We start from the raw sequence: 22266 nt of genomic DNA, 5'->3' as shown, positions 1-22266 counted from the left end.
TATTAATTCATATCACGGATTATAAATACACACCCACTGCTGCGGTGAGTACAATTGATGCGCGATTATTTATACTTTATTTAAAGGCCCTTTTTTGTATTTCATTCAAAATAACACTATTTTTCCATTGACTGAAAGTATATATACAAACCTTTCAGTAAACCTTCATCACCGGCGTATGGTACTTTCACGATTTTTTTCAATCCTAATTCTCTGGCTGCTTGGGCAATGCGATCATGCGCTGTAAAAACCGGGGTTGTTTTCAGCAATTGTTGGCCAAGCGTGCCTATTATGTCAAATAAATTATGCAATCCCTCGCTACTTGTAATGATTACTGCGTGTATTTTCCCTTGCGACCAGGCAGCAAGCAAGGGTGCGCTATCAATCTCTGGTTTTCTGCGCAGGTAACATTCTGCATATTCGATATGTGCACCGCGTTGTGCGAGCGTGTCACCCAATAACGCTCGCCCGCCATTCCCACGAAAAATCACCACATGTTTTTCGGTCATATTTTGTAATTCTTCCGACTTAAGCAATGCCTCACTATCAAAATGCTCGATTGGAATAAGAACCTGGTTGACTCCATACCGTCTTAAGGTATCCGCAGTGCCTTTTCCTACAGCAGCAATTTTTAAGTCAGGAGGTAGCGCGCGTTGCTTGGTAATTAAATCCATACTTTTGGTAACAGCATTAGGGCTGACAAATACCGCCCAATCAAATTCATCCAAACGATTAATTAGATCAAGCAGGGGGGTAATATCCGTGACATCAGTAATTTCCAGTACTGGAAGTAAAATCGGCTTACCACCGCTAGCGTGAATGTTTTCTGCAAGAAAAGTGGATTGATGTAGTGGACGGGTAACCAGTATGTTAATCCCAGTCAGTTGTTTGCGGGTGAGCAATGTTATTTCCAACCTTCGGCAGACACTAAAGCAGCTAGAATTTCATCTGCGCCTTGTTTAATTAGCTTTTGCGCCAGTTGTTGCCCCATTGCAATACCGGTTTCAGGTTTGCCCTCTAAAGCTCCGCTTACTATGCGTTTGCCATCGGGCTGGGCAACGAATCCACGGAGTCGAAGTTTGTCGTTGTCAATTTCAGCAAATGCTCCAAGTGGCACCTGGCAACTGCCTCCCAGTACGCGACTCATCGAACGCTCGGCTTCAACGCAATAAGCAGTTGCCTGGTGGTGTAGTGGTTGCATAAGCTGAATCAGATCCATGCGATCAGCTCTGCATTCGATTCCCAAGGCGCCTTGTCCAACTGCAGGCAAGCTTTGTTCAGGATTAAGTAGGGCGGTAATGCGATTGGAGAGTTCAAGCCGTTTTAAACCGGCGGCTGCCAGAATAATTGCAGCATATTGATCTTCATCGAGTTTGCGTAATCGGGTCTGAACATTCCCTCGCAGTGGCTGTACTTGCAGTAGCGGGAAATGTGCACGCAATTGGCTTTCGCGTCGCAAACTAGACGTGCCGACAATACTGTCGGTAGGCAGCGCGTCCAAGCTGGCATGGTGATTAGAAACAAACGCGTCGCGTGGATCTTCCCGCTCAGTTATGGCGGCTAGTTTGAATCCTTCAGGAACATTCATGGGCATGTCTTTCATGGAATGTACCGCAATATCAGCACGGCCATCTTCCAGAGCTTGCTCAAGCTCTTTAATAAATAGGCCTTTTCCGCCAATTTTGGATAATGATTGATCCAGTATTTGATCGCCGCGCGTTGTCATACCAAGTATGCTGATTTCAGTTTGCGGGTATAATTCGCTTAGGCATTTCTGAATGAACTTGGCTTGCCACATAGCAAGGAGGCTTTCTCGTGAAGCAATAACGATTTTCTTGGGAAATAAAAATGAGTTGGGCATTAATAATATAAAATGAAAAAATTACAAAAAATTCCTACTGATGATCATTTTAACATGGTCGATGCTGACTTGGCGTGCCGGGAATGGATACTGGTTTCATTTTTTATAATGGATGTAGAACGTAATGAATGATGTTGATTCAGATAATTATGATAATAATACTAATAAGCTAGCTAATGATAAAGACTTGCCATTGCGCGAGGATATTCGTTTCCTTGGACGTATGCTGGGTGATACGGTGCGTGAGCAAGAGGGAGATAAGGCCTTTGAGCTGGTAGAAAATATACGTAAGATAGCTATTCGCTTTCATCGAGAGCAAGATCCCGCTGCACGGTATGAACTGGAAGCGATACTCAAGCAATTAAGCGATAAGGATTCATTGCCGGTCGTTCGGGCTTTTAGTTATTTCTCACTGCTTTCCAATATTGCAGAAGATGTGCATCATAACCGCCGGCGGCGGGCTCACCTGCGTGCCGGCTCAACGCCGCAGGCAGGAAGTGTGACCTTAGCCCTTGAGCGTGTATTGGAAAGCAGTAGTAATGCACGCACAATCCTTACTGATTTTTTCAAGCATGCGATCGTTTCTCCAGTTCTGACAGCACATCCAACCGAGGTGCAGCGTAGAAGCATACTGGATTGTCAACTGGCCATTGAGCGTTTGTTGAAAGAACGAGCCTGGGTTGAACTGACTCCGAATGAAATGCGCCATAATGAAGAAAATCAACGCGCTACAATTCAAATTTTGTGGCAAACGCGCATGTTACGTCCGACCCGCTTGTCTGTTTATGATGAGATTGAAAATGGTTTGGCGTACTACAGTTATACCTTTCTAAGTGAAATTCCATACATATACGCAAAGATCGAAGATCTGCTCGAGCGTCGACTGGCTGGCGATATACCATTGGTGACTTCATTTCTGCGAATTGGAAGCTGGATTGGCGGTGATCGCGATGGCAATCCTTTTGTTACACATGAAGTCATGTTGCGAGCTATGGAACGTCAATCAGCCGTGGCACTGGAATATTATATCGATGCTGTACAAAAAATTGGTCGCTCCATGAGTCTGACCGAACGTTTGGTAGAGGTCAGTGACGAAGTCAAAAAATTGCTTGCTACCGCGCCGGATATTCCTAATCGATCTGATGAGCCTTATCGGCGAATATTCCTGAGCATCGGTGCACGTTTGGTTGCCACTGCAAAAAAATTCGGACATCAAGTTTTGCAGCTTAGTACGGAAGAAACCAGAGAACCCTACGCTGACAGTGCTGAATTTGTACACGATCTTGAAGCAATCATTCAATCCCTGAAGCAGCATAAATCTTCTTGGGTGGCGCGTGGTGCATTACGCAACTTGCGGCGAGCTGCCGATGTGTTTGGTTTTCATCTTGCGCCTCTGGATATGCGCCAACATAGCAAAATCCATGAACAAGTTGTAAGCGAGCTATTTGAATATTACACGGGTCACAAGGATTACCTGCAGCTGAGTGAGGAAGAGCGTATCGATTGGTTGCTATCAGAAATTAATCGATTACATCCATTATTGACTATTCCTTCGGAGTTCTCGGAAACGACGCAATCCGAATTGCGCATTTTGCAGTGCGCAGCTGAAATTCATCGGCGTTTCGGACGTGCAGCAATGCCGAATTACATTATTTCCATGACAACCGGGGTAATCAATATACTGGAAGTAGCATACTTATTGCGGCAGGTGGATTTGCTGCAAACCGGAGAAAATCCCCAGTTGCATCTTAATATCATCCCGTTGTTTGAAACAATCTCTGATTTGCAAAGTTGCGGCAAAATTATGGATCAATTATTTTCATTGCCGTACTATCGCAAACTTTTAAGTTCAATGGGTAGTGTGCAGGAGGTGATGCTGGGATATTCCGATAGCAATAAGGATGGTGGATTTATCGCCTCAAATTGGGAGATTTACAAGGCGGAAATTGCACTGACCAAGGTTTTTGCTAAGCATCAGATTGGATTGCGTCTATTTCACGGTCGTGGTGGCACAGTTGGACGTGGCGGTGGTCCCAGCTATCAGAGTATCCTGGCACAGCCCCCTGGTAGTGTAAATGGTCAGATACGAGTAACCGAACAAGGCGAAGTTATTAGTAGTAAATACGCCGAACCTGAGATTGGACGTCGTAACCTTGAAACTTTAGTGGCTGCAACGATGGAGGCAACCTTGCTCGGGCACGATTCGATCGGTAGCAATGCAGATCAATATTACCCTGCGATGAATAAACTTGCAGCGATTTCTTTTGCAGCTTATCAGGATTTGGTTTTCGGAACTACGGGATTCAAGCAATTCTTTCTGGAATCGACACCTATCCGGGAAATGGCAGGTTTACACATAGGTAGTCGGCCGCCCTCTCGCACAAGTTCTGATGATATTGAAGATTTGCGTGCAATTCCATGGGTATTCAGCTGGAGTCAGAGTCGGATGATGTTGCCTGGCTGGTATGGCTTTGGGCATGCAGTGGAAACATTTGTAACTCGGAAAGATCAAAACGGACAAGGGTTGGCGTTACTGCAGGAAATGTACCAGAAATGGCCCTTTATGCAAACGCTGTTGTCGAATATGGATATGGTGCTAGCTAAGACAGATATGGGTATTGCCTCACGCTATGCTGAATTGGTTAATGATATTGCGCTGCGTGAGCAGATTTTTGCACGCATCCGAGAGGAGCGCGCGAGAAGCGAGAAATGGCTATTTGCGATCACCGGGAATGTCGAGTTACTGCAAGATAATCCCACATTGGCGCGCAGTATCCGCAATAGAATCCCTTATATCGACCCGCTCAATCATTTGCAGGTGGAATTGCTTCGCCGCTACCGATCTGGCGAAGATAGCGAAGAGGTTAAACGTTCTATTCATCTCACCATCAATGGTGTAACAGCAGGATTGCGCAATAGCGGTTAGCGGCAAAATTTTATGACATGCTTGCTCTTATGAGTGCACGGTAGGAGGCTCTGGTATCAATGAAGCAATTCTTTTTTTTAATACTCATGCTGTTTGTCTTTTATTCCCAGTGGGCATTAGCTTCGCTGCCTATCCAATTCTGGCAGGCTTCTTCCGGTGCGCGGGTATATTTTGTGGAAAATCATGATCTCCCGATACTGGATGTGAGTGTCGAATTTGCGGCCGGTAGCAGCATGGATATTCCCCGTCAATCAGGTTGTGCCAGTCTGGTGCAGCAGCTGCTCAGCCTGGGTGCAGGGGGATTTTCTGAGGATCAAATTGCCACTGCATTAGCCGATGTGGGAGCGCAAACTAGAAGTCATTTTGATCGGGATCGCGCTGGCATCGTTTTACGTACTCTAAGTAGTGAACGGGAGCGCAAGCAAGCGCTGGATGTATTTGCACGAATTATTCAATTTCCGGAATTCCCGCACGCTATCTTATCGAGGGAAAAAGCGCGCACTATTTCAAGTATAAAAGAATCCAGCACTAAACCGGATTATATTGCCGAACGTGAATTAATGAAAATGCTATATGGTAATCATCCCTATGGATTCAATGAACAAGGAGAGGTTGAGACACTTAGTAAATTACAGCGGGAAGATCTGCTGAGTTTTTATCGCACGCATTATGTAGCAGAGGGCGCTGTGATAGCGATCATCGGTGATGTAACCCGACTGGAGGCGGCGGCAATTGCAGAAAAATTGACTGAAAGTTTACCTTCAACCGGGCAATCAAGGGATGTTCCTCCTGTCGCAATTCCTGTGGTGGAAACAAAAAGATTGTCTCATCCTGCCGCACAAAGTCACATCCAATTGGCTTACCCTGGATTACGCCGAAGTGACCCTGACTATTTTCCCCTGTTAGTTGGAAATCATATCCTGGGAGGTGGAGGGTTTGTTTCACGCCTGATGGAAGAGGTGCGTCAACAACGTGGCTTGGCTTATAGTGTTTACAGTTTCTTTGCGCCATATAAAGAACAAGGACCGTTTCAAATTGGCTTGCAAACAAAAAAAGAGCAGTCAGAAGAAGCGCTTGCTTTAACCCAGAAAGTACTTAAAGATTTTGTATTGAATGGCCCGATGGAAAAAGAGCTGGTAGCAGCCAAGCAAAACATTATTGGTGGTTTTCCGTTGCGGATTGACAGTAACAGCAAAATATTAGGCTTCCTATCCGTAATTGGTTTTTATCAATTGCCACTTACTTATCTGACAGATTATCTGGTAGCCGTTGAGGCGGTAACTGCCGAGCAAATTCGGCAAGCATTTCAACGGCGAATTCAACCCGATGGTATGGTCACCGTAATTGCCGGAGCGATCGAGTAAAGAATTTTCAGTATGACGTTAATTCAGGGAAAAATCCGCATCATCGGTGGTCAGTGGCGCAGCCGTTTGTTGACATTTCCGGAGCATCCTGATTTAAGACCTACCGCCAATAGAGTGCGTGAAACCGTCTTTAACTGGTTGGAGCAGGATTTAAGCGGTTTGCGTTGCCTCGACTTGTTTGCAGGCAGCGGTGCATTAGGCTTCGAGGCTGCATCACGTGGTGCAGCACACGTGGTTATGGTTGATAATGATGTGCAAGTATATAAGGCACTGAGAGAAAATAAAGAGAAGTTGCAAGCGATGCAGGTTGAACTGCTCCTGATGAATGCGCTAGATTTTATGCAATCTGATGTACGTAAATTTGATGTCATTTTTCTTGATCCACCTTATCGGCTTGATTTGCTTCCTCAATTAATGTCACTGCTGTCGTCACATCTTGAAGAGGATGGACTGGTTTATTCTGAAGCCAGAGATACATGGACTCCGGATAAGCAATGGAGGGTACATCGCAGCGCAAAGGCGGGAACTGTTCGTTATCAACTATTGGAGTTTGTGCACTATGGATAAAGCGATCTATCCCGGTACGTTTGATCCAATAACCCGCGGGCATGAAGATTTAGTTAGACGCGCCTCACGTTTGTTCGATCAGATTGTTGTTGCAATCGCTGTAAGCAGCAGCAAGAAACCTTTTTTTACCCTGGAGGAAAGGGTGGAGATGGCACGGGAGGTTCTCTCAGACTGCTCCAATGTCAAGGTTATGGCGTTTTCTGGCTTATTGATGAATTTTTTGCAGCAACAAAGGTCACGGATAATTGTGCGCGGCTTGCGTGCAGCTTCGGATTTTGAATATGAATTCCAAATGGCCGGAATGAATCGTGGGTTATATCCTGATGTGGAGACTTTATTCATGACGCCATCAGAACAGTATATGTTTGTTTCTGCAACTATCGTGCGTGAAATCGCATCGCTCGGCGGGAATGCTGATACGTTTGTACATCCACTGGTCGCAAAAAAATTAAGCGAGAAATTAACCTAATAATTGTGAGAATATAGATGGCACTAATGATTACTGATGAATGTATCAATTGCGATGTTTGCGAACCCGAATGTCCCAATGGTGCGATTTCGCAAGGTGAAGAAATTTACCAGATTGATCCTAGTCTATGTACAGAATGTGTCGGGCACTACAATGAACCTCAATGTATAGAGGTTTGCCCGGTAGATTGCATTACACTCAACCCTACCATCGTAGAAAGTAAGGAACAGCTCCAGGCAAAGTATTTAGCTCTCGTTACTGGAAAATCAATATCTTAAAGTTTTTGTCTGAATTAAATTATACTTCTCAGAGAAATCAGACAATTTTCTCCGTTTAATCATTAGTGCAAAATGAGTGATCTTCGTTTAATCTTTACTTTGCATACTGGCACCTCAATTTGAAGATTCCAGGTGGCAACGAGCGTGATTGTGCAGAGCCAGCACCCTAAATATTCACAACAAAGTTAGAATGAGCGCTAGTTTAAATTTTTCTGAGACTTAAATGGATCCATGTACAATAATTACTAACGTTCGATCTATTTTTTCCTTACCGGATGTTGTGTTTCGCATTAATGATTTAATTAATTCAGAAGAAGCAACGAATACGGAGTTAGAACGTATTATCTCAAGTGATCCTGCATTAACGGCAAAACTATTGAAGTTCGCAAACAGTACTTATTTTGGTTTCTCTGGCAAGATTGAAACCGTTATGAAAGCCATTTCCATTGTCGGGCATAAAGAATTGCGTAATCTGGTGATTGCATCATCAGTAACGACAACTTTTAAAGGAATTCCATCTGATCTGGTCAATATGGATACATTCTGGAATCACAGCGTTACGAGTGGTGTAACTGCGCGTCTGCTGGCGTCAAGTGTGGATAATCGAGAGCGCTTTTTCATTGCAGGGTTGTTGCATGGCGTTGGGAGATTAATTCTTTTTAGTCAGTTTCCGAAAGAATCTGCGAAGATATTGAATTGCATGAATCAAGGTGAAGATGCCGCAATGCAAGAAGAGCGGAAGATTTTTGGTTTTACGCATGCGCAATTAGGCGCCGAACTTTTAAAACAATGGAAACTACCCCCCAATATATGGAAAATGGTCGAATATCAATCTGACCCCATGGGAAGTGGAGAGTATCAATCTGATGCCAATACACTTTGTGCAGCCATAAGTATCGCTAACTATATCCAGCCTTGTACCAATCAACCGCTAAACCTCGAAACAGCGATATCAGATTGTGCTCTTAAAACTTGGAATTATCTTGGTTTGACAGCAGAAATTGTAGAATCAGTTATTACGGTAGCTAAATTACAAGTCATTGAAGTATTTAATGCTATCCATTAGCTGTCAATCTGAAATCATATATTCTTCAAGCAATCCATTTTCTCATGCCTTGTATGATTACTTCTTTTATTACATAACCTCGTGATGTTTTACAAAAACTCAATTCGTTCTAATTCCGAACGATAAACAAATGCATACAGAGTAACGTAAAGTTATAGAAGGAATATTGAATGGAAGTTTATCTTGGTAGATTGCCAATTCTGGATAGTAAACAAAATTTAGTAGCATTTGAGCTTTTATTTCGTTCCAATCAAAATAACGGTGTAGAAGTTACCGATGATTCCGCTGCTTCAGCCAATGTCATCATTGATACCTACGGACAGCTAGGCATAGAAAATGTGATAGGCAAACGGCGCGGGTTCATTAAGGTTGATGCTAAGCTATTGATGAATGATGTAATTTGTATGCTTCCAAAGAAACATGTAGTACTTGAAATATTGAGAAGTGTAGAAATCAATGATGAAATCATACAACGCTGTTTATTCTTAAAGCAAAAAGGCTATCAATTGGCACTTTCTAATGTCATTCAACTGGATCAACGGTTTGAACGCATAATGCCGCTTATCAATATAGTTAAAATTAATATTACTGCATTAAATCAGAGCAACCTTCACAATCTTATAAATAAGCTAAAACGCTGGCCTGTTTTATTGTTGGCAGAGAAAGTTGAAAGTAAGGAAATCGCCAGAAATTGTATCGCATTGAATTTTCAGATGCTGCAAGGCTTTTATTTTGCAAAACCAGAAATTATTTCGGGAAAACGCATTGACCCTTCGAAGCTATCTCTATTAAAGCTATTACTGTTAGTTGTTAAAGACGGCGAAGTTACTGAAATTGAGAACGAGCTTAAGTTTCAACCCGGCTTAAGCTATAACCTGCTGCGTATGGTAAATTCCGCTGCAAGCGGTTTGCCAAGCACGATTAATTCTATCAAACGGGCCATTATGATTATTGGCCGGAAACAGCTTCAGCGTTGGATACAGATATTGCTCTATGCCGCCAAGCAAAGAGATGGTGGTGCGTCGGACGCATTAATGCAGACAGCCACCGTACGTGGCAGATTATTGGAATCAATCGCCATTGCGGATCGTCCGCATGATAAAAATCATCAGGATCGTGCCTTTATGGTAGGGGTATTATCATTACTTGATACGTTGCTTGGGATGGAGATGTCCGAGCTTGTGAGCACGCTCAGTATCCAAAAGGATATGGGTGAAGCTCTTTTGACCCGACGGGGCTATTTGGGTCATCAGCTGGAATTAATTGAAGCCCATGAAAGAGGTGAATATGAAGCAGTTTCATGTATGCTGTCAGAGTTGGGATTTATCGGCATGGATGAGTTCATTAAGATGGAATTGGAAGCTACCGTGTGGGCCAATCGAATCAAGGATGCAGTCAATCAGTCCGCCTAGAATCATATTCGATAGTGCAGTGTGTGAACAAGCATCATATATAAACAATTCAAGTATCTTTCAGTACCACATAGCCCTAAGAATTTTTGATTTGCCAGAGTAAAGCGCCGGGGCTATCATCCTGATGCAATACGATTATTAATTTGTCCCAGTGATTGCTCAACTTGATCTACGAGAATAAGGCATAAATCGCCATCCTGCAAATTGGATAACGCCGCATCAATTGCAATAGCTTCGCCGATGATTTCTCTTATTTTTTGTGTACGTCTAGCGTTTTCCAAGCCTTCCCGTAATAGAGACAAAACTTCACCATCTGCCCGTCCTCTCTGGCATTTGTCCTGATATAAAACGACTTCATCGAATGCGTCACCGAGAATCCGTGTCTGCTGGCGAATATCTTCGTCACGTCGATCACCGGCTGCACTAATAACCACCGATCGCTTCCTGGATGGAATATTTTCGATTGCGCTTACCAACGCCTGTATGGCATCTGGGTTATGCCCGTAATCCGCAATTAAGGTAGCATTGCGGTAATTGAAAAGATTAAAGCGACCCGGTGCAGTTTGTGTATTGTTTACAAAATTAGTTACACCGGCACAAATATCGGACCATCCTATTCCCAACGCCCAACCAGCACCAACAGCAGCGAGTACATTTTCGATTTGAAATCGGATTGTGCCATTTTTTGTCAATGGAATTTCGTTCAACGGAATGCGGTATTCACTGCAATCACTTACAGCAACAATATAGTCATTTTCGACATAGACCACACGTTTATGTTGAGCGTGATGTCTCGCCAATACCGGATGATGACTATTGTGTGCAAAGAAAATGACGGAGCCGGGACAATATTCAGCCATGCTGGCGACAAGTGGATCCGCCGCATTAAGCACAGCAAAACCAGTCTCAGATTTCACATTCTGAACAACAACACGTTTGACTAAAGACAGTTCCTCTACAGTATTGACGTAAGCCATGCCTAAATGATCACCCATGCCAATATTCGTTACAACAGCTACATCACAGTGATCGAATCCCAGGCCTTCGCGCAGTAATCCACCTCGTGCAGTTTCTAGCACTGCAGCATCAACATCTGGATGAGAAAGAATATTTCTGGCACTTTTGGGACCACTGCAATCTCCAGTATCGATACATTGTCCGGCAATAAAAACACCATTTGTACAAGCAACCCCTGTTCGTTTGTTGCTTTTCTCCAGAATGCTGGCTATCAGCTGGGTAGTGGTGGTTTTGCCATTGGTGCCCGTCACAGCGATAACCGGAATGCGCGCATCCTCGCCTGGTGTAAACATGTAATCAATGATAGCTTTGCCTACAGCACGTCCTTTACCGAAAGACGGTTGGAGATGCATGCGTAACCCTGGTGATGCATTAATTTCTATTATGCCGCCCCCTTGATCTTCCAAAGATTTCATCACGGTGTTACAAACTACATCAACGCCGCAAATATCCAGGCCCACCACCTGCGCTGCAGCAATTGCATGTGCTGCTAAATCGGGATGAACATCATCCGTCACATCAGTAGCCGTACCGCCTGTGGATAAATTGGCATTATTTCGCAATACAACATGCATTCCTTTCAGCGGAACTGACGCCGCTGTCAATCCCTGTATGGCAAGATGAGCAAGAGAAATTTCATCCAGTTGAATCTTAGTTAATGAAGCGATATGTCCTTCCCCCCTCATTGGATCACGATTAATTTGTTCTACCAATTCTTGAATGGTAAGAATGCCATCTCCAATCACCTGCGGTGGATCGCGTCGTGCTGCTGCGATTAATCTGTTGCCTACGATCAGCATACGATAGTCATATCCGGGAATATAGCGTTCCACGATCACATTATTGCTAATTTCAGATGCAATCATATAAGCCGCTTTCACATCGTCTTCGTTAATCCGGTTAACAGTTACACCTTTTCCTTGATTGCTGTCTCGTGGTTTTATGACTACCGGCATACCTACTTCGCGAGCGGCTGCCCAAGCATCTTCCGCGTTACTCACGCTCCGTCCCAGTGGGACAGGTATTCCAGCTGCATGCAACAAAGTTTTGGTTAATTCCTTATCCTGCACTATTGATTCGGCAACTGCGCTAGTCTTGTCGCTCCCGGAAGCCTGAATGCGGCGTTGCTTACTACCCCAGCCTAATTGCACCAAACTGCCTTCAGTTAATCGGCGGAATGGAATTCCACGTGCAACAGCAGCCTGAACAATTGCGCCCGTACTGGGGCCCAGACGAATATCCTCATAGAGTTTGCGTAATCGATGCAATGCATCGGCTAAATCAAAATCGGTATCGGTGATAGCTGATATACATAGGGTCTGCGCCAACTTAAATGCAAGCTGCCCTACTTTTTCTTCGCTGTAACCTACTATGACATGAAATGTATCAACTTCGGATGTTTGAACCGTGCGACTGAAATTTATCGAACAACCCGCTTGTAGTTGCAAATCCCGTGCGGCAGATTCGACCACATGCGCTATTGTGATGGTTTCATGCTGATCGGAAAGTCGTAGCAAAGAAATTTCAGGAAAGCGGCTACACAATCGTGCCTTAAAACCTTGGATGTTTTCTATGTTCTTTTCAGAGCCAACACAATGAATAATAGCTTCAATAGAAGTGTGCTGACTCCATAAATTAGGTCCACGCAATGTACGAATACGCAGTATTTTCATAAATCCTTTTCCTGAGTCTGTAAATCGATTCCAACAGACTGATTCTCTGTTACATATTTTTCTTGGAGGAAACCAAAAGCGTTAATTCCCGCGCGTATAAGATCGGGTTCAATATTCAGTGCCCACGCAGCACCGACAGCTGCAAGAATATTTTCCAGAGCTTGGACATTATATGCACCGGTTATAGTACCAATGCTTATCAGGGGCAACTCATTTGCACCTGATGCAAGTATAATCACGTCATTGCGCATTATGACGGCACGTTTGCCACGACGCGGTCCGGTTCCATGCGTGCGATGTTGCACAATCACTGGTAATTCGGGTTCAATACTGAAAAAAATCACTTCGCCGTGGCAGAGTGTAGATATCTCGATCAACATCCCGTTCCGTGCATTGAGTACCGCGGCTCCAATAGGTAACTTTACCGTCTTATCGACATCATCAATAGCCGCGGCCGTGGGTGTTATCACATCAACTTGTGTGCGGAATACCGTGAAAATTTGTTTGTGGGTTTCGATTCCATGGGGGCCCAGGTGATTGGCCGGATGAATATTGGTAATTACACCGACATGACAGCTATCGTATGCCAAACCTTCATTCAACAGAGTATCAAAACCATTCTCAAAAACTGCGGCCTCAACCGTTGGATTGATTAGTGTGCGGTTTGCTGCTGCCCAATTGGCGCAATTGTGTTGATCAATTTGCCGATAATTAAGATAAAGTCCATCGCTACATGCCAAACCGGTTTGTTTCCCAGAAAGAATAAGCAGTCTTGCAATCAATAGGGCTACTGATGTTTTACCATAACTGCCAGAAACCCCGATGATAGGAATCCGGCCATTTTCTTGATCCGGAAATAAGTGATCAACGATAGCTTTTCCCACTGGCCGAGGCATACCCACCGCTGGCTTGATATGCATCAACAGGCTAGGGCCCGCATTGACTTCAACAATAGCCCCTTCTTGTTCATTCAGTGGGCGCGAAATGTCTCCGGCTACCAGATCTATCCCAGCGATGTCCAGTCCAATGACACGAGCGGCTAATGATGCTGCAGCTGCGGTCCCGGGATGAACCTGATCGGTCACATCAAATGCATGATTGCCATTTCTTTGAATCAAAACTCTGACCCCAGCAGGCACAATGGAATCACTCTGATATCCTTGATGTGCAATTTCCATTTGGGCAGCACTATCCAACCAGATTGGATTTAGCGGGTGGTCTTCTGTTGATCCGCGGCGCGGATCGGAGTTGATTTGTGATTCGACTAATTCAGTAATAGTGGCCACACCATCTCCGGTTACTGAAACTGAATCACCCCTGGTCGCAGCTATCAGTTTTCCTCCAATAATTAATAGACGATGTTCCGTACCTGCAATATAACGTTCAACCAGAACACCCGAGCCTTCATTTAAAGCAATCTGATAAGCGGATTCAATTTCGCTCTGCTGACATAATTCAATGAAGACTCCGCGTCCATGATTTCCATCACATGGCTTGATGACAACGGGCAATCCGATATCTTTAGCTGCCTCCCATGCGGCCTTAGCACTTTCCACGATGCGTCCTGCAGGAACAGGGACGCCACAGGATTGCAGAAGTGTCTTAGTTAAGTCTTTATCACGCGAAATACCTTCTGCAATGGCTGGGGTAAAGTCTGTCTCGGCGGTCCAGATATGACGGCAACGAACTCCATATCCCAGTTGTACTAGATTTCCTTTTGCGGTAAGGCGGGTTGCAGGAATATTGCGTGCTACCGCTGCATCAACGATACACGCTGTAGAGGGACCGAGCCAGAGGGAATCAACCAAATCCCGTAAATGTTCAATAGTGCGCTCAACATCAAAAGCTGGATTATGCAACTGTTGAAAGTTCATGGCCGCCAAGACTAATTCACGCGCTGCATACATCGCAGATTTTGTCACTTCTGCATGCCAGGCGCTTACAATTACTTTATAGACACCACGCACCGCAGTTTCGCGCGCTCTGCCGAAACCGCCGCGCATACCGGCCAGATTCTGCAATTCCAGTGTTACGTGCTCAAGAATATGGCACGGCCAAGTACCTTCCTTTACTCGACGCAAGAAACCTCCGCGTTCTTCATAACTGCAGCGGTGTTCAATTAAGGTTGGGAGCCATTGTAATAGGCGGTCATAAAAACCTGGAATCTTATCGGAAGGAAAGTCTTCCAGTTCACCAATGTCAACTATTGTTTCAAGCACAGGATAATAAGTCCAAATATTCGGGCCGTTCAGGTGCTTAATTTCCAGAAACTTGATATCTTTTATACCGTTATCATTGGAATTAAAGCTGTCAGACATAAGATTTGGAATTAGGAAGAAAACTTCATCCTAACGCTTTATAAATCAATTGGCTTACAAGTGCGGAACAAATTCTCGGAACTAAACTATTATGAATTGCGCTGCTATTCAAATTTTGATCGTTGATGTATATGAGTTTATAAGATGAATACGATGAATTATTATTTTTTTTATTGACAAACGTCCGTTTAAATTCAGAATAACAAAAGTTTGTTAAAAATTACTATCAATTCATTATTTCAAGTAGAGGTGCTTCTTGGATGATATGCCATTGCACATCATGTTGATTACATTGGTGATCTTATTGATTGTGTCAGGTTTTTTCTCGTTATCCGAAACCAGTATGATGGCGATTAACCGCTATCGATTAAGACATCTTGCCAAGCAAGGTCACCGTGGCGCTAGATTAACGGTAAAATTGCTTGAAAAAACGGATCGGCTATTGGGCGTCATATTACTCGGAAATAACTTACTGAATACCGCTTCTGCAACGCTGGTGGCGGTTATTATTGCTACACTTTTTGTGCAGGATGAGTTTGCGCTGTTTATGGGAACAATAGCAGTAACCTTTGCCATCCTCGTATTTAGCGAAATTACCCCCAAAGTCATTGCCGCTGCTTATCCCGAGCGTATCGCTCTAGCAGCAAGTTATGTGTTGACGCCTCTACTGATTATTTTTTACCCCATTGTGTGGTTTGTAAATTTGTTTGTTAGTGGATTATTAATCCTGTTTCGGTTGAAGCCACAAAGTACGGAGCTGGAGCAAAAAATAAGCACGGAAGAACTTAGGATGCTGGTGCTGGAGGGAGGGCATTTTATACAGAGTAAACACCAAAACATGTTGTTGAATCTGTTTGATCTTGAACAAATTACAGTTGATGATGTCATCGTTCCACGCAACCAAATTGAGGCGATTGATCTAAATGCTGATGATGAGCTTATTCATGCGCAATTGTTAACTTGTCATCACACGCGCTTGCCAATTTTCCGTGAACGCATGGATAATATTGTGGGTCTTGTGCATGTGCGTAAGGTGTTGAATCAAATGCAAGGAGGCAAAATCACAGCTTCCACTTTGGAAAAAGTGATGCGCAAACCTTATTTCATTCCTTCGGGTACTTCATTATTTTCACAGCTACAGCTATTTCAGGAAAACCAGAAAAGAGTGGGATTAGTCGTTGATGAATATGGGGAATGGATAGGGTTGATCACATTGGAAGATATCATTGAAGAAATTATTGGCGAATTTACCACGCAAGCGCCCACCCAAACCAATACTTTTCTGAAGCAGGAAGATGGCAGTATTATTGTCGAAGGAAGAACATTGTTGCGCGAATTGAATCGCAAGCTTGATTTTCAGTTTCCGCTAGATGGACCGAAAACTCTCAATGGATTAATTTTAGAATTTTTTGAAGATATTCCCGAAGCAGGCACGGGTCTTAATATAGCTGGTTATCCAATGGAAGTTATTCAAACTAAAAATCGGATTGTAAAAACTGTTAAAATTTTTCCAGCTTCTGCTGAAGTAGAAACAAAACATTCTGAGTGAGCGGATGGGAAAAACATTAATTTTGGTGCTTCTGCTACATAGGATTGTTATACCCTGCACAATCCCGGTTGGACGGGAGTAATAAAAGCGGTTATTCTGTCGCTCGGCAAATATTTAACCCGTTTTTTTATCAGAGCGCCCATAGCTCAGTTGGATAGAGTACCGCCCTCCGAAGGCGGGGGTCGCACGTTCGAATCGTGTTGGGCGCGCCAAATCTCGTCAAAAGCCACTAATCTGGTGTTTGCTTCGCAAACACGGTGTGCGTCAGTTATTTTTCTATCCCTGTGAGAGTTCTCGATCGATTTATTGATGATTTCCTATTTGCGCGTTGGGTATGGTAAGGTGTAAAGGATGCTCCTTGGCAATTTCTGTGCCGCACAGAATGCTATTTTTTATCCACAAGAAGCATAGCTATTTTCAGTAGTCTCAAAAAGCTGTATTGCCTGAAGCATTTTCATTATGGGTTGTTTCGCTCCAAAGTGAGCCTCAGGATTTAGCTATGAAATTAAACCAAGAAAGTGGTGGGTAGCCATGACCTCTATCAGATCAGAAACAATAATATTATTCGGGGAAGTTCTGGCAGACATATTCGATGACCGAAGAGTGTTTGGCGGTGCTCCGTTTAATGTTGCGCGTCACTTGAAAGCATTGGGTCTGCATCCGGTATTAATATCGCGTATCGGAAATGACGAACTCGGCCACGAACTGCTTGCTCAGATCAAAGATGCGGGGATGGATGATTGCGGTATACAGCGTGATGATTTACACCCGACTGGCCAAGTCATGGTTCATTTGGAAGATCGTGGGCATCGTTTTGAAATTTTACCCGGACAGGCTTATGACTTTATCCATGCAGGTATGTCGCATAGCATTTCTCTGGCCACGTGTCCGCAATTAATTTACTTTGGTACCTTGGCGCAGCGCAACGCAATATCCGCTCATGCCCTGGTAACATTGTTTCTCAGTAATCAAGGCAAGGTACCCTGTTTACTGGATATCAATTTACGTAAGCCTTGGTATGACTTGCACACCCTAGAGTATTCTTTGATACATGCAAACCTGATTAAAATAAATCAGGAAGAATTGGATGTATTGGCACTACTTTTTGGGCTAACCGGTATAAACCGAGAACAAAAAGCCGCGGCGTTGCTTAAGCAGTTTGACTTGGATAGCATACTGATTACCTGTGGCGAAGAAGGTGCTTGGCAACTCGATAAAGATGGCAAAGTAAGCAATATAAATGGATTGATATCTTCACGCCCTGTGATGGATACAGTCGGTGCCGGGGATGGTTTTGCTGCTGTGTATATCCTTGGGCTTTTGCGCAAATGGCCTATTAAGCTTACCTTATCGCGCGCTAATGCCTTTGCTGCAGCTTTGTGCGAAATACGAGGAGCTATTCCTGATGCTTCTGATTTTTATGAACCGTTTATTGCGGATTGGAACAGATAACGATGGATTGGAACAATAATGAGAATGCCTTGTATATTCTGATGATTAGTCCGCATGGATTGATCAGGGGAAAAAATATGGAGCTAGGGCGTGATGCCGACACCGGGGGGCAAACCACGTATGTAGTGGAGTTGATGCGTGCATTGGCCCGCCATCGCGAGATCGGACAAGTAGATTTGTTGACTCGGCTGATCATAGACCCTGCGCTATCGTCAGATTATTCGCAGCCCGTTGAAGATATCGGTAATGGTGCGCGTATTTTGCGTCTGCCTTTCGGTCCGTCGCACTATGTGCGAAAGGAACTGTTATGGCTTCACCTCGATCAGCTGGTGGATCGCAGTTTGCATTTTTTGCGCCAGCAAGGCCGATTGCCGGACCTGATACACACCCATTACGCGGATGCCGGGTATGTGGGGCAGCAATTATCGCAGCTTCTGGGCATACCGCAAATACATACAGGCCATTCATTGGGACGTCCCAAGCAATCCCGTTTGTTGGCAAGCGGGCGAAAAAAAACCGCTATTGAACGACAATTCAATTTTGAGCGCCGTATCACGGCAGAAGAGGATTTGCTGGTTAACGTTGCCATGGTGATTACGAGCACCAGACAGGAAGTTACCGAGCAGTATGGGATGTATCACAATCACGCAAGTGCCCGTTTTGTCGTAATTCCTCCGGGCACCGATATTGCTCGTTTCTCACCACCGGGGCGCAGAAAAATTAATTCCAATGTCACGCATATGGTGGATAAATTTCTGTCTGATCCTGCCAAGCCGATGATACTTGCAATCTGCCGTCCTGCGATTCATAAGAATCTTAAAGGGCTGATCGATGCTTACGGGAGCAGTTCAGTATTACAAGAAAAGGCCAATCTGGTTATTGTTGCAGGCAATCGCGACGATATACGCGAACTCGATGAAGCATCACAAAAAATTCTGAGGGAGCTGCTGCTGGATATTGATCGCTATGATTTATGGGGTAGGGTTGCAATACCCAAGCATCACAACGCTGAAGATGTTCCGGAGTTATATCGTCTTGCTGCGCGTCGTCGCGGCGTATTTGTCAATCCTGCATTAACCGAGCCTTTCGGTTTAACCCTGATTGAAGCCGCTGCTAGCGGCTTGCCTTTTGTGGCTACGGAAGATGGGGGGCCACGAGATATTGTGGCCAATTGTTGCAACGGCCTGCTGGTAAACCCATTAGATTCAACCGCCATTGCTTTTGCGCTTGACAGCGCGCTATCGGATAAACAGCAGTGGCGATTGTGGGCAAAAAATGGTGTGGCAGGTGCGCGTCGTCATTATAGCTGGGATGCTCACGTAAACAAATACGTAAAAGAGGTGCGCAAGTTGTTGCGCCGCGATCGTAAACGCATGCGTCGTCAGATTGCGTTTACCATGCAAGATGGCAAATCGCCCATGCCGTTGGCGCGCAAAGCACTGATCAGCGATATAGACAACACCCTGATAGGCAATAAGAGCGGATTGCAGCAACTGATTACCTGGTTGAAGAATCATGCGGGGTCAATTGTCTTCGGTATTGCGACAGGGCGTTCTTTGGAAAGCGCGGTCAATGTGCTCAAAAATGCACGGGTTCCCATTCCCAATGTATTAATTACTTCGGTTGGTAGCGAAATTAATTATAGCTATAAGCTTCAACCGGATATAGGCTGGGCGAATCGGATCGCGCATTTGTGGCGGCGGGAAGCTCTGGAGCAGGTATTGTCCGACATTCCGGGGTTGACGCTTCAATCGGCTGGAAATCAACGTAAATTCAAACTGAGTTATAACGTGGCATCAGAGAAGATGCCTTCGCTGCAAGAGCTTTACCGGTTACTGCGGGAACATCGTTTACATGCACGGCTTATTTATTCGCATGACAAGTTCCTGGATGTGTTGCCGGTACGTGCTTCCAAGGGGCATGCCATCCGTTATTTGGCCTATAAGTGGGAACTGCCTCTGGAGAATTTTCTGGTCGTCGGCGACTCCGGTAATGATAAGGAGATGCTGCTGGGTGATACGCTGGGTATAGTAGTTGGCAATCACGGTATGGAACTTGAGCAATTGCGGGGCATGGAACGAATATACTTTGCTTGCGGCCATCAGGCGGATGGTATTCTGGAAGGGCTGGCGCACTATGGTTGGCGGACTACGGATCAATGATAATTTCAGGTATATAAAATCATGTATGAACAGATTTCGCATTCATTGCTAAATGATATTTTGGTTGAATTGAGGCAAAAATCAAAGCCGCAAAATCTGCAACTCTTTTATACGCGCCTGGGTGCGAATTTCTACGCAATTTATTCTCTATTTCATACACTTTACGGGAATCGTCCGGATTTCAAAGAGCATCTGCGCAATCTGGTGGAAACGCTTATGCGTCAATACGTCAATCGGCCAAGCCATCTAAGAAAAATGGATCTGGAACGGGAGAAGGATCACAACTGGTTTTTAAGCCAAAAATGGGTAGGTATGGCACTGTACTGCGATGGATACGCCGACAATCTGAAGGGTATGCTCTCAAGATTAAATTACCTGCAGGAATTGGGGGTCAACTTGGTTCATATCATGCCTATTTGTGATTGCCCTCAAGGCAAGAGCGATGGTGGCTATGCCGTAAGAGATTATCGCAAGATCGATTGCCGCTTCGGGACCTTTAAGGATTTTGATAAATTGGTAGCCAGCATGAAAAAGCGCGATATGTTGCTAGTGCTGGATGTGGTGGTGAATCATACCTCCGATCAGCACGAATGGGCCGAGCGAGCGCGCGAGGGCGATAAGACCTATCAGGATTACTATTTTATTTTTGACGACCGGTCGATTCCGGACATCTATGAAGAGTCAATGCCGGAAGTTTTTCCGGAAACCGCGCCGGGTAACTTCACCTGGGATGAAAAAATGGGTAAGTGGGCAATGACTGTATTTAACCACTATCAGTGGGATTTGAATTATCAGAATCCGGCAGTGCTGATAGAAATGCTCGACATTATTTTGTTTTGGGCCAATCATGGCGCTGATATTCTCCGGATGGATGCAGTAGCATTTCTGTGGAAAAAAATAGGCAGTTCCTGCCAGAATGAGCGGGAAGCGCATCTGATCCTGCAGCTCATGAAAGATTGTTGTCAAGTTACTGCTCCGGGTGTGTTGTTTATTGCGGAAGCCATAGTCTCACCTACCGAGATTATTAAGTATTTCGGTGAGGATGCTATCAATGCGAAAGAGTGTGAGATTGCCTACAATGCAACTTATATGGCGTTGTTGTGGGATGCTGTTGCGACAAAAAAAGCCATACTCCTCAATATCGGTATACAGAATATTCCTCAGAAACTGGAGCGAGCCACTTGGCTCAATTACGCACGTAGCCATGATGATATTGGTTTGGGATTCAGTGATGCGGATATTGTCTCTGCCGGGTATGAGCCGTTGTCGCACAGACGTTTCCTAATTGATTATTTTACTGGAAATTTTGAAGGGTCACTGGCAGCAGGACTCGCTTTTGGAAGAAACTTGGAGACGGGCGATGCACGTATTTCAGGATCGCTGGCTTCGCTCGCGGGGCTTAAGCACGCACTGGTGAATAATGACGCTAATGCGACGAGTACGGCTATTAAAATTATTCTCCTGTTACACGGAATGATCCTTTCTTTTGGCGGTATTCCGATGCTTTATTATGGAGATGCCATCGGTACGCTCAATGATGATTCCTATCTTGATGATGAATCAAAGAGTACAGATAACCGTTGGGCGCATCGTCCCAAAATGGACTGGAATAGAGCAATGTTAAGGACACAACCGGGAACGGTCGAATACAGCATTTTTTGCGCGGTGAAGAAAATGATTGCTGTGCGCAAAGAGATACCAGCTTTTGCAGATAGAAACAATCGCGAATTATTGAATGTGGACAATCCCCATCTTTTTGTATTTTCACGATTTGATCAAATTAATAACAGTCCGCGAGTCCTGGTGGTTGGAAATTTCGATGATGAACCGCAACCCTTAAAGCTTCCTCCACTTCAACACATGGGTTTCTTTCAGTACGAGTTAATCAGAGATTTATTGAGTGGAGAAACCTTGCATGTAGCAGATGAAAGCTTAATCTGCCCTGCGCGGTCTTTTTATTGGCTGCAAGCATAACCAGAATGATAGGGTCAAATTCTTATATCCTGACGAGCCGCGGAAAATGATATTCCGTTAGGCTATTAATTCCCTGTTGTTCTATTTATTGGAGCCCGAGCGTCAGTCGACCAATAATTTGACTTCAGGTAAAAATTTTCCAGAGATAAGTATTTACAATTCCAGCAAGGTATACTTG

The 22266-nt window shown here is 44.5% G+C and carries 15 protein-coding genes and 1 tRNA gene; 12 read left to right on the top strand and 4 right to left on the bottom strand.

Annotated features, from left to right (window positions below):
* Positions 1-116: 116 nt before the first annotated feature.
* Together CPG39_RS08615 and hemC are read right to left on the bottom strand one after the other, a co-directional pair.
* Positions 117-902, bottom strand: a complete 786-nt coding sequence (locus CPG39_RS08615; protein WP_096292920.1) for a uroporphyrinogen-III synthase — start codon at positions 900-902, stop codon at positions 117-119.
* A 2-nt stretch (positions 903-904) separates the two neighbouring features.
* Complete coding sequence (gene hemC, locus CPG39_RS08610) at positions 905-1861, bottom strand: hydroxymethylbilane synthase (RefSeq protein ID WP_096292919.1); 957 nt, start codon at positions 1859-1861, stop codon at positions 905-907.
* A 124-nt stretch (positions 1862-1985) separates the two neighbouring features.
* Here hemC and ppc point away from each other — a divergent pair, with 124 nt between their 5' ends.
* From ppc to CPG39_RS08575, 7 genes are all read left to right on the top strand, one after another.
* The gene (gene ppc, locus CPG39_RS08605; RefSeq protein WP_096292918.1) at positions 1986-4787 is read left to right on the top strand and encodes a phosphoenolpyruvate carboxylase; all 2802 of its coding nucleotides are present in this window, start codon (positions 1986-1988) and stop codon (positions 4785-4787) included.
* Between the two features lie 59 nt (positions 4788-4846).
* Entirely contained in the window at positions 4847-6151 is a 1305-nt protein-coding gene (locus tag CPG39_RS08600; protein ID WP_096292917.1) for a M16 family metallopeptidase, read from the top strand.
* 12 nt (positions 6152-6163) lie between these two features.
* The gene (gene rsmD / locus CPG39_RS08595) at positions 6164-6718 is read left to right on the top strand and encodes a 16S rRNA (guanine(966)-N(2))-methyltransferase RsmD (RefSeq protein WP_096292916.1); all 555 of its coding nucleotides are present in this window, start codon (positions 6164-6166) and stop codon (positions 6716-6718) included.
* Positions 6711-7187, top strand: coding sequence for a pantetheine-phosphate adenylyltransferase (gene coaD / locus CPG39_RS08590; protein ID WP_096292915.1), 477 nt, complete (start codon positions 6711-6713; stop codon positions 7185-7187). The genes rsmD and coaD overlap by 8 nt, the downstream gene beginning before the upstream one ends.
* A 17-nt stretch (positions 7188-7204) precedes the next feature.
* Positions 7205-7465, top strand: a complete 261-nt coding sequence (locus CPG39_RS08585; RefSeq protein ID WP_096292914.1) for a YfhL family 4Fe-4S dicluster ferredoxin — start codon at positions 7205-7207, stop codon at positions 7463-7465.
* A 280-nt stretch (positions 7466-7745) separates the two neighbouring features.
* Complete coding sequence (locus tag CPG39_RS08580) at positions 7746-8531, top strand: HDOD domain-containing protein (protein ID WP_231990256.1); 786 nt, start codon at positions 7746-7748, stop codon at positions 8529-8531.
* A gap of 170 nt (positions 8532-8701) precedes the next feature.
* The gene (locus tag CPG39_RS08575) at positions 8702-9943 is read left to right on the top strand and encodes an EAL and HDOD domain-containing protein (RefSeq protein WP_096292912.1); all 1242 of its coding nucleotides are present in this window, start codon (positions 8702-8704) and stop codon (positions 9941-9943) included.
* Between the two features lie 116 nt (positions 9944-10059).
* On the opposite strand, the gene cphA (CPG39_RS08570) is transcribed toward CPG39_RS08575, so the two are convergent.
* A complete protein-coding gene (gene cphA, locus CPG39_RS08570; protein ID WP_096292911.1) occupies positions 10060-12633 on the bottom strand; it encodes a cyanophycin synthetase in 2574 nt (857 codons plus the stop codon).
* Entirely contained in the window at positions 12630-14951 is a 2322-nt protein-coding gene (gene cphA, locus CPG39_RS08565) for a cyanophycin synthetase (protein ID WP_096292910.1), read from the bottom strand. The genes cphA (CPG39_RS08570) and cphA (CPG39_RS08565) overlap by 4 nt, the downstream gene beginning before the upstream one ends.
* Before the next feature lie 265 nt (positions 14952-15216).
* On the opposite strand from cphA (CPG39_RS08565), the gene CPG39_RS08560 reads away from it, so the two are divergent.
* The 5 genes from CPG39_RS08560 to CPG39_RS08540 all read left to right on the top strand — a co-directional run bounded on the left by CPG39_RS08560 (position 15217) and on the right by CPG39_RS08540 (position 22088).
* A complete protein-coding gene (locus CPG39_RS08560) occupies positions 15217-16500 on the top strand; it encodes an HlyC/CorC family transporter (RefSeq protein ID WP_096292909.1) in 1284 nt (427 codons plus the stop codon).
* A gap of 135 nt (positions 16501-16635) precedes the next feature.
* Positions 16636-16712: transfer RNA gene (locus CPG39_RS08555), tRNA-Arg, on the top strand.
* A gap of 319 nt (positions 16713-17031) precedes the next feature.
* The gene (locus tag CPG39_RS08550) at positions 17032-17952 is read left to right on the top strand and encodes a carbohydrate kinase family protein (protein ID WP_096292908.1); all 921 of its coding nucleotides are present in this window, start codon (positions 17032-17034) and stop codon (positions 17950-17952) included.
* A 2-nt stretch (positions 17953-17954) separates the two neighbouring features.
* Positions 17955-20114, top strand: a complete 2160-nt coding sequence (locus tag CPG39_RS08545; RefSeq protein ID WP_096292907.1) for an HAD-IIB family hydrolase — start codon at positions 17955-17957, stop codon at positions 20112-20114.
* Between the two features lie 21 nt (positions 20115-20135).
* Positions 20136-22088 (top strand): amylosucrase, encoded by a 1953-nt coding sequence (locus CPG39_RS08540; protein ID WP_096292906.1) that lies wholly within the window; start codon positions 20136-20138, stop codon positions 22086-22088.
* Positions 22089-22266 lie beyond the last annotated feature (178 nt).

This window comes from Nitrosomonas ureae, assembly GCF_900206265.1.
Classification (GTDB): Bacteria; Pseudomonadota; Gammaproteobacteria; order Burkholderiales; family Nitrosomonadaceae; genus Nitrosomonas; species Nitrosomonas ureae_C.
The sequence above is the reverse complement of the archived record's forward strand: the minus strand, read 5'-3'. Positions and strand labels throughout refer to the sequence as shown.

Excerpts from the sequence above, each read along its gene's own strand:
- cphA (WP_096292910.1), bottom strand. The coding sequence starts at position 14,951 with ATGTCTGACAGCTTTAATTCCAATGATAACGGTATAAAAGATATCAAG.
- hemC (WP_096292919.1), bottom strand. The coding sequence starts at position 1,861 with ATGCCCAACTCATTTTTATTTCCCAAGAAAATCGTTATTGCTTCACGA.
- cphA (WP_096292911.1), bottom strand. The coding sequence starts at position 12,633 with ATGAAAATACTGCGTATTCGTACATTGCGTGGACCTAATTTATGGAGT.
- CPG39_RS08575 (WP_096292912.1), top strand. The coding sequence starts at position 8,702 with ATGGAAGTTTATCTTGGTAGATTGCCAATTCTGGATAGTAAACAAAAT.
- rsmD (WP_096292916.1), top strand. The coding sequence starts at position 6,164 with ATGACGTTAATTCAGGGAAAAATCCGCATCATCGGTGGTCAGTGGCGC.
- ppc (WP_096292918.1), top strand. The coding sequence starts at position 1,986 with ATGAATGATGTTGATTCAGATAATTATGATAATAATACTAATAAGCTA.
- CPG39_RS08540 (WP_096292906.1), top strand. The coding sequence starts at position 20,136 with ATGTATGAACAGATTTCGCATTCATTGCTAAATGATATTTTGGTTGAA.
- CPG39_RS08550 (WP_096292908.1), top strand. The coding sequence starts at position 17,032 with ATGACCTCTATCAGATCAGAAACAATAATATTATTCGGGGAAGTTCTG.
- CPG39_RS08600 (WP_096292917.1), top strand. The coding sequence starts at position 4,847 with ATGAAGCAATTCTTTTTTTTAATACTCATGCTGTTTGTCTTTTATTCC.
- CPG39_RS08560 (WP_096292909.1), top strand. The coding sequence starts at position 15,217 with ATGCCATTGCACATCATGTTGATTACATTGGTGATCTTATTGATTGTG.
- CPG39_RS08545 (WP_096292907.1), top strand. The coding sequence starts at position 17,955 with ATGGATTGGAACAATAATGAGAATGCCTTGTATATTCTGATGATTAGT.
- coaD (WP_096292915.1), top strand. The coding sequence starts at position 6,711 with ATGGATAAAGCGATCTATCCCGGTACGTTTGATCCAATAACCCGCGGG.
- CPG39_RS08585 (WP_096292914.1), top strand. The coding sequence starts at position 7,205 with ATGGCACTAATGATTACTGATGAATGTATCAATTGCGATGTTTGCGAA.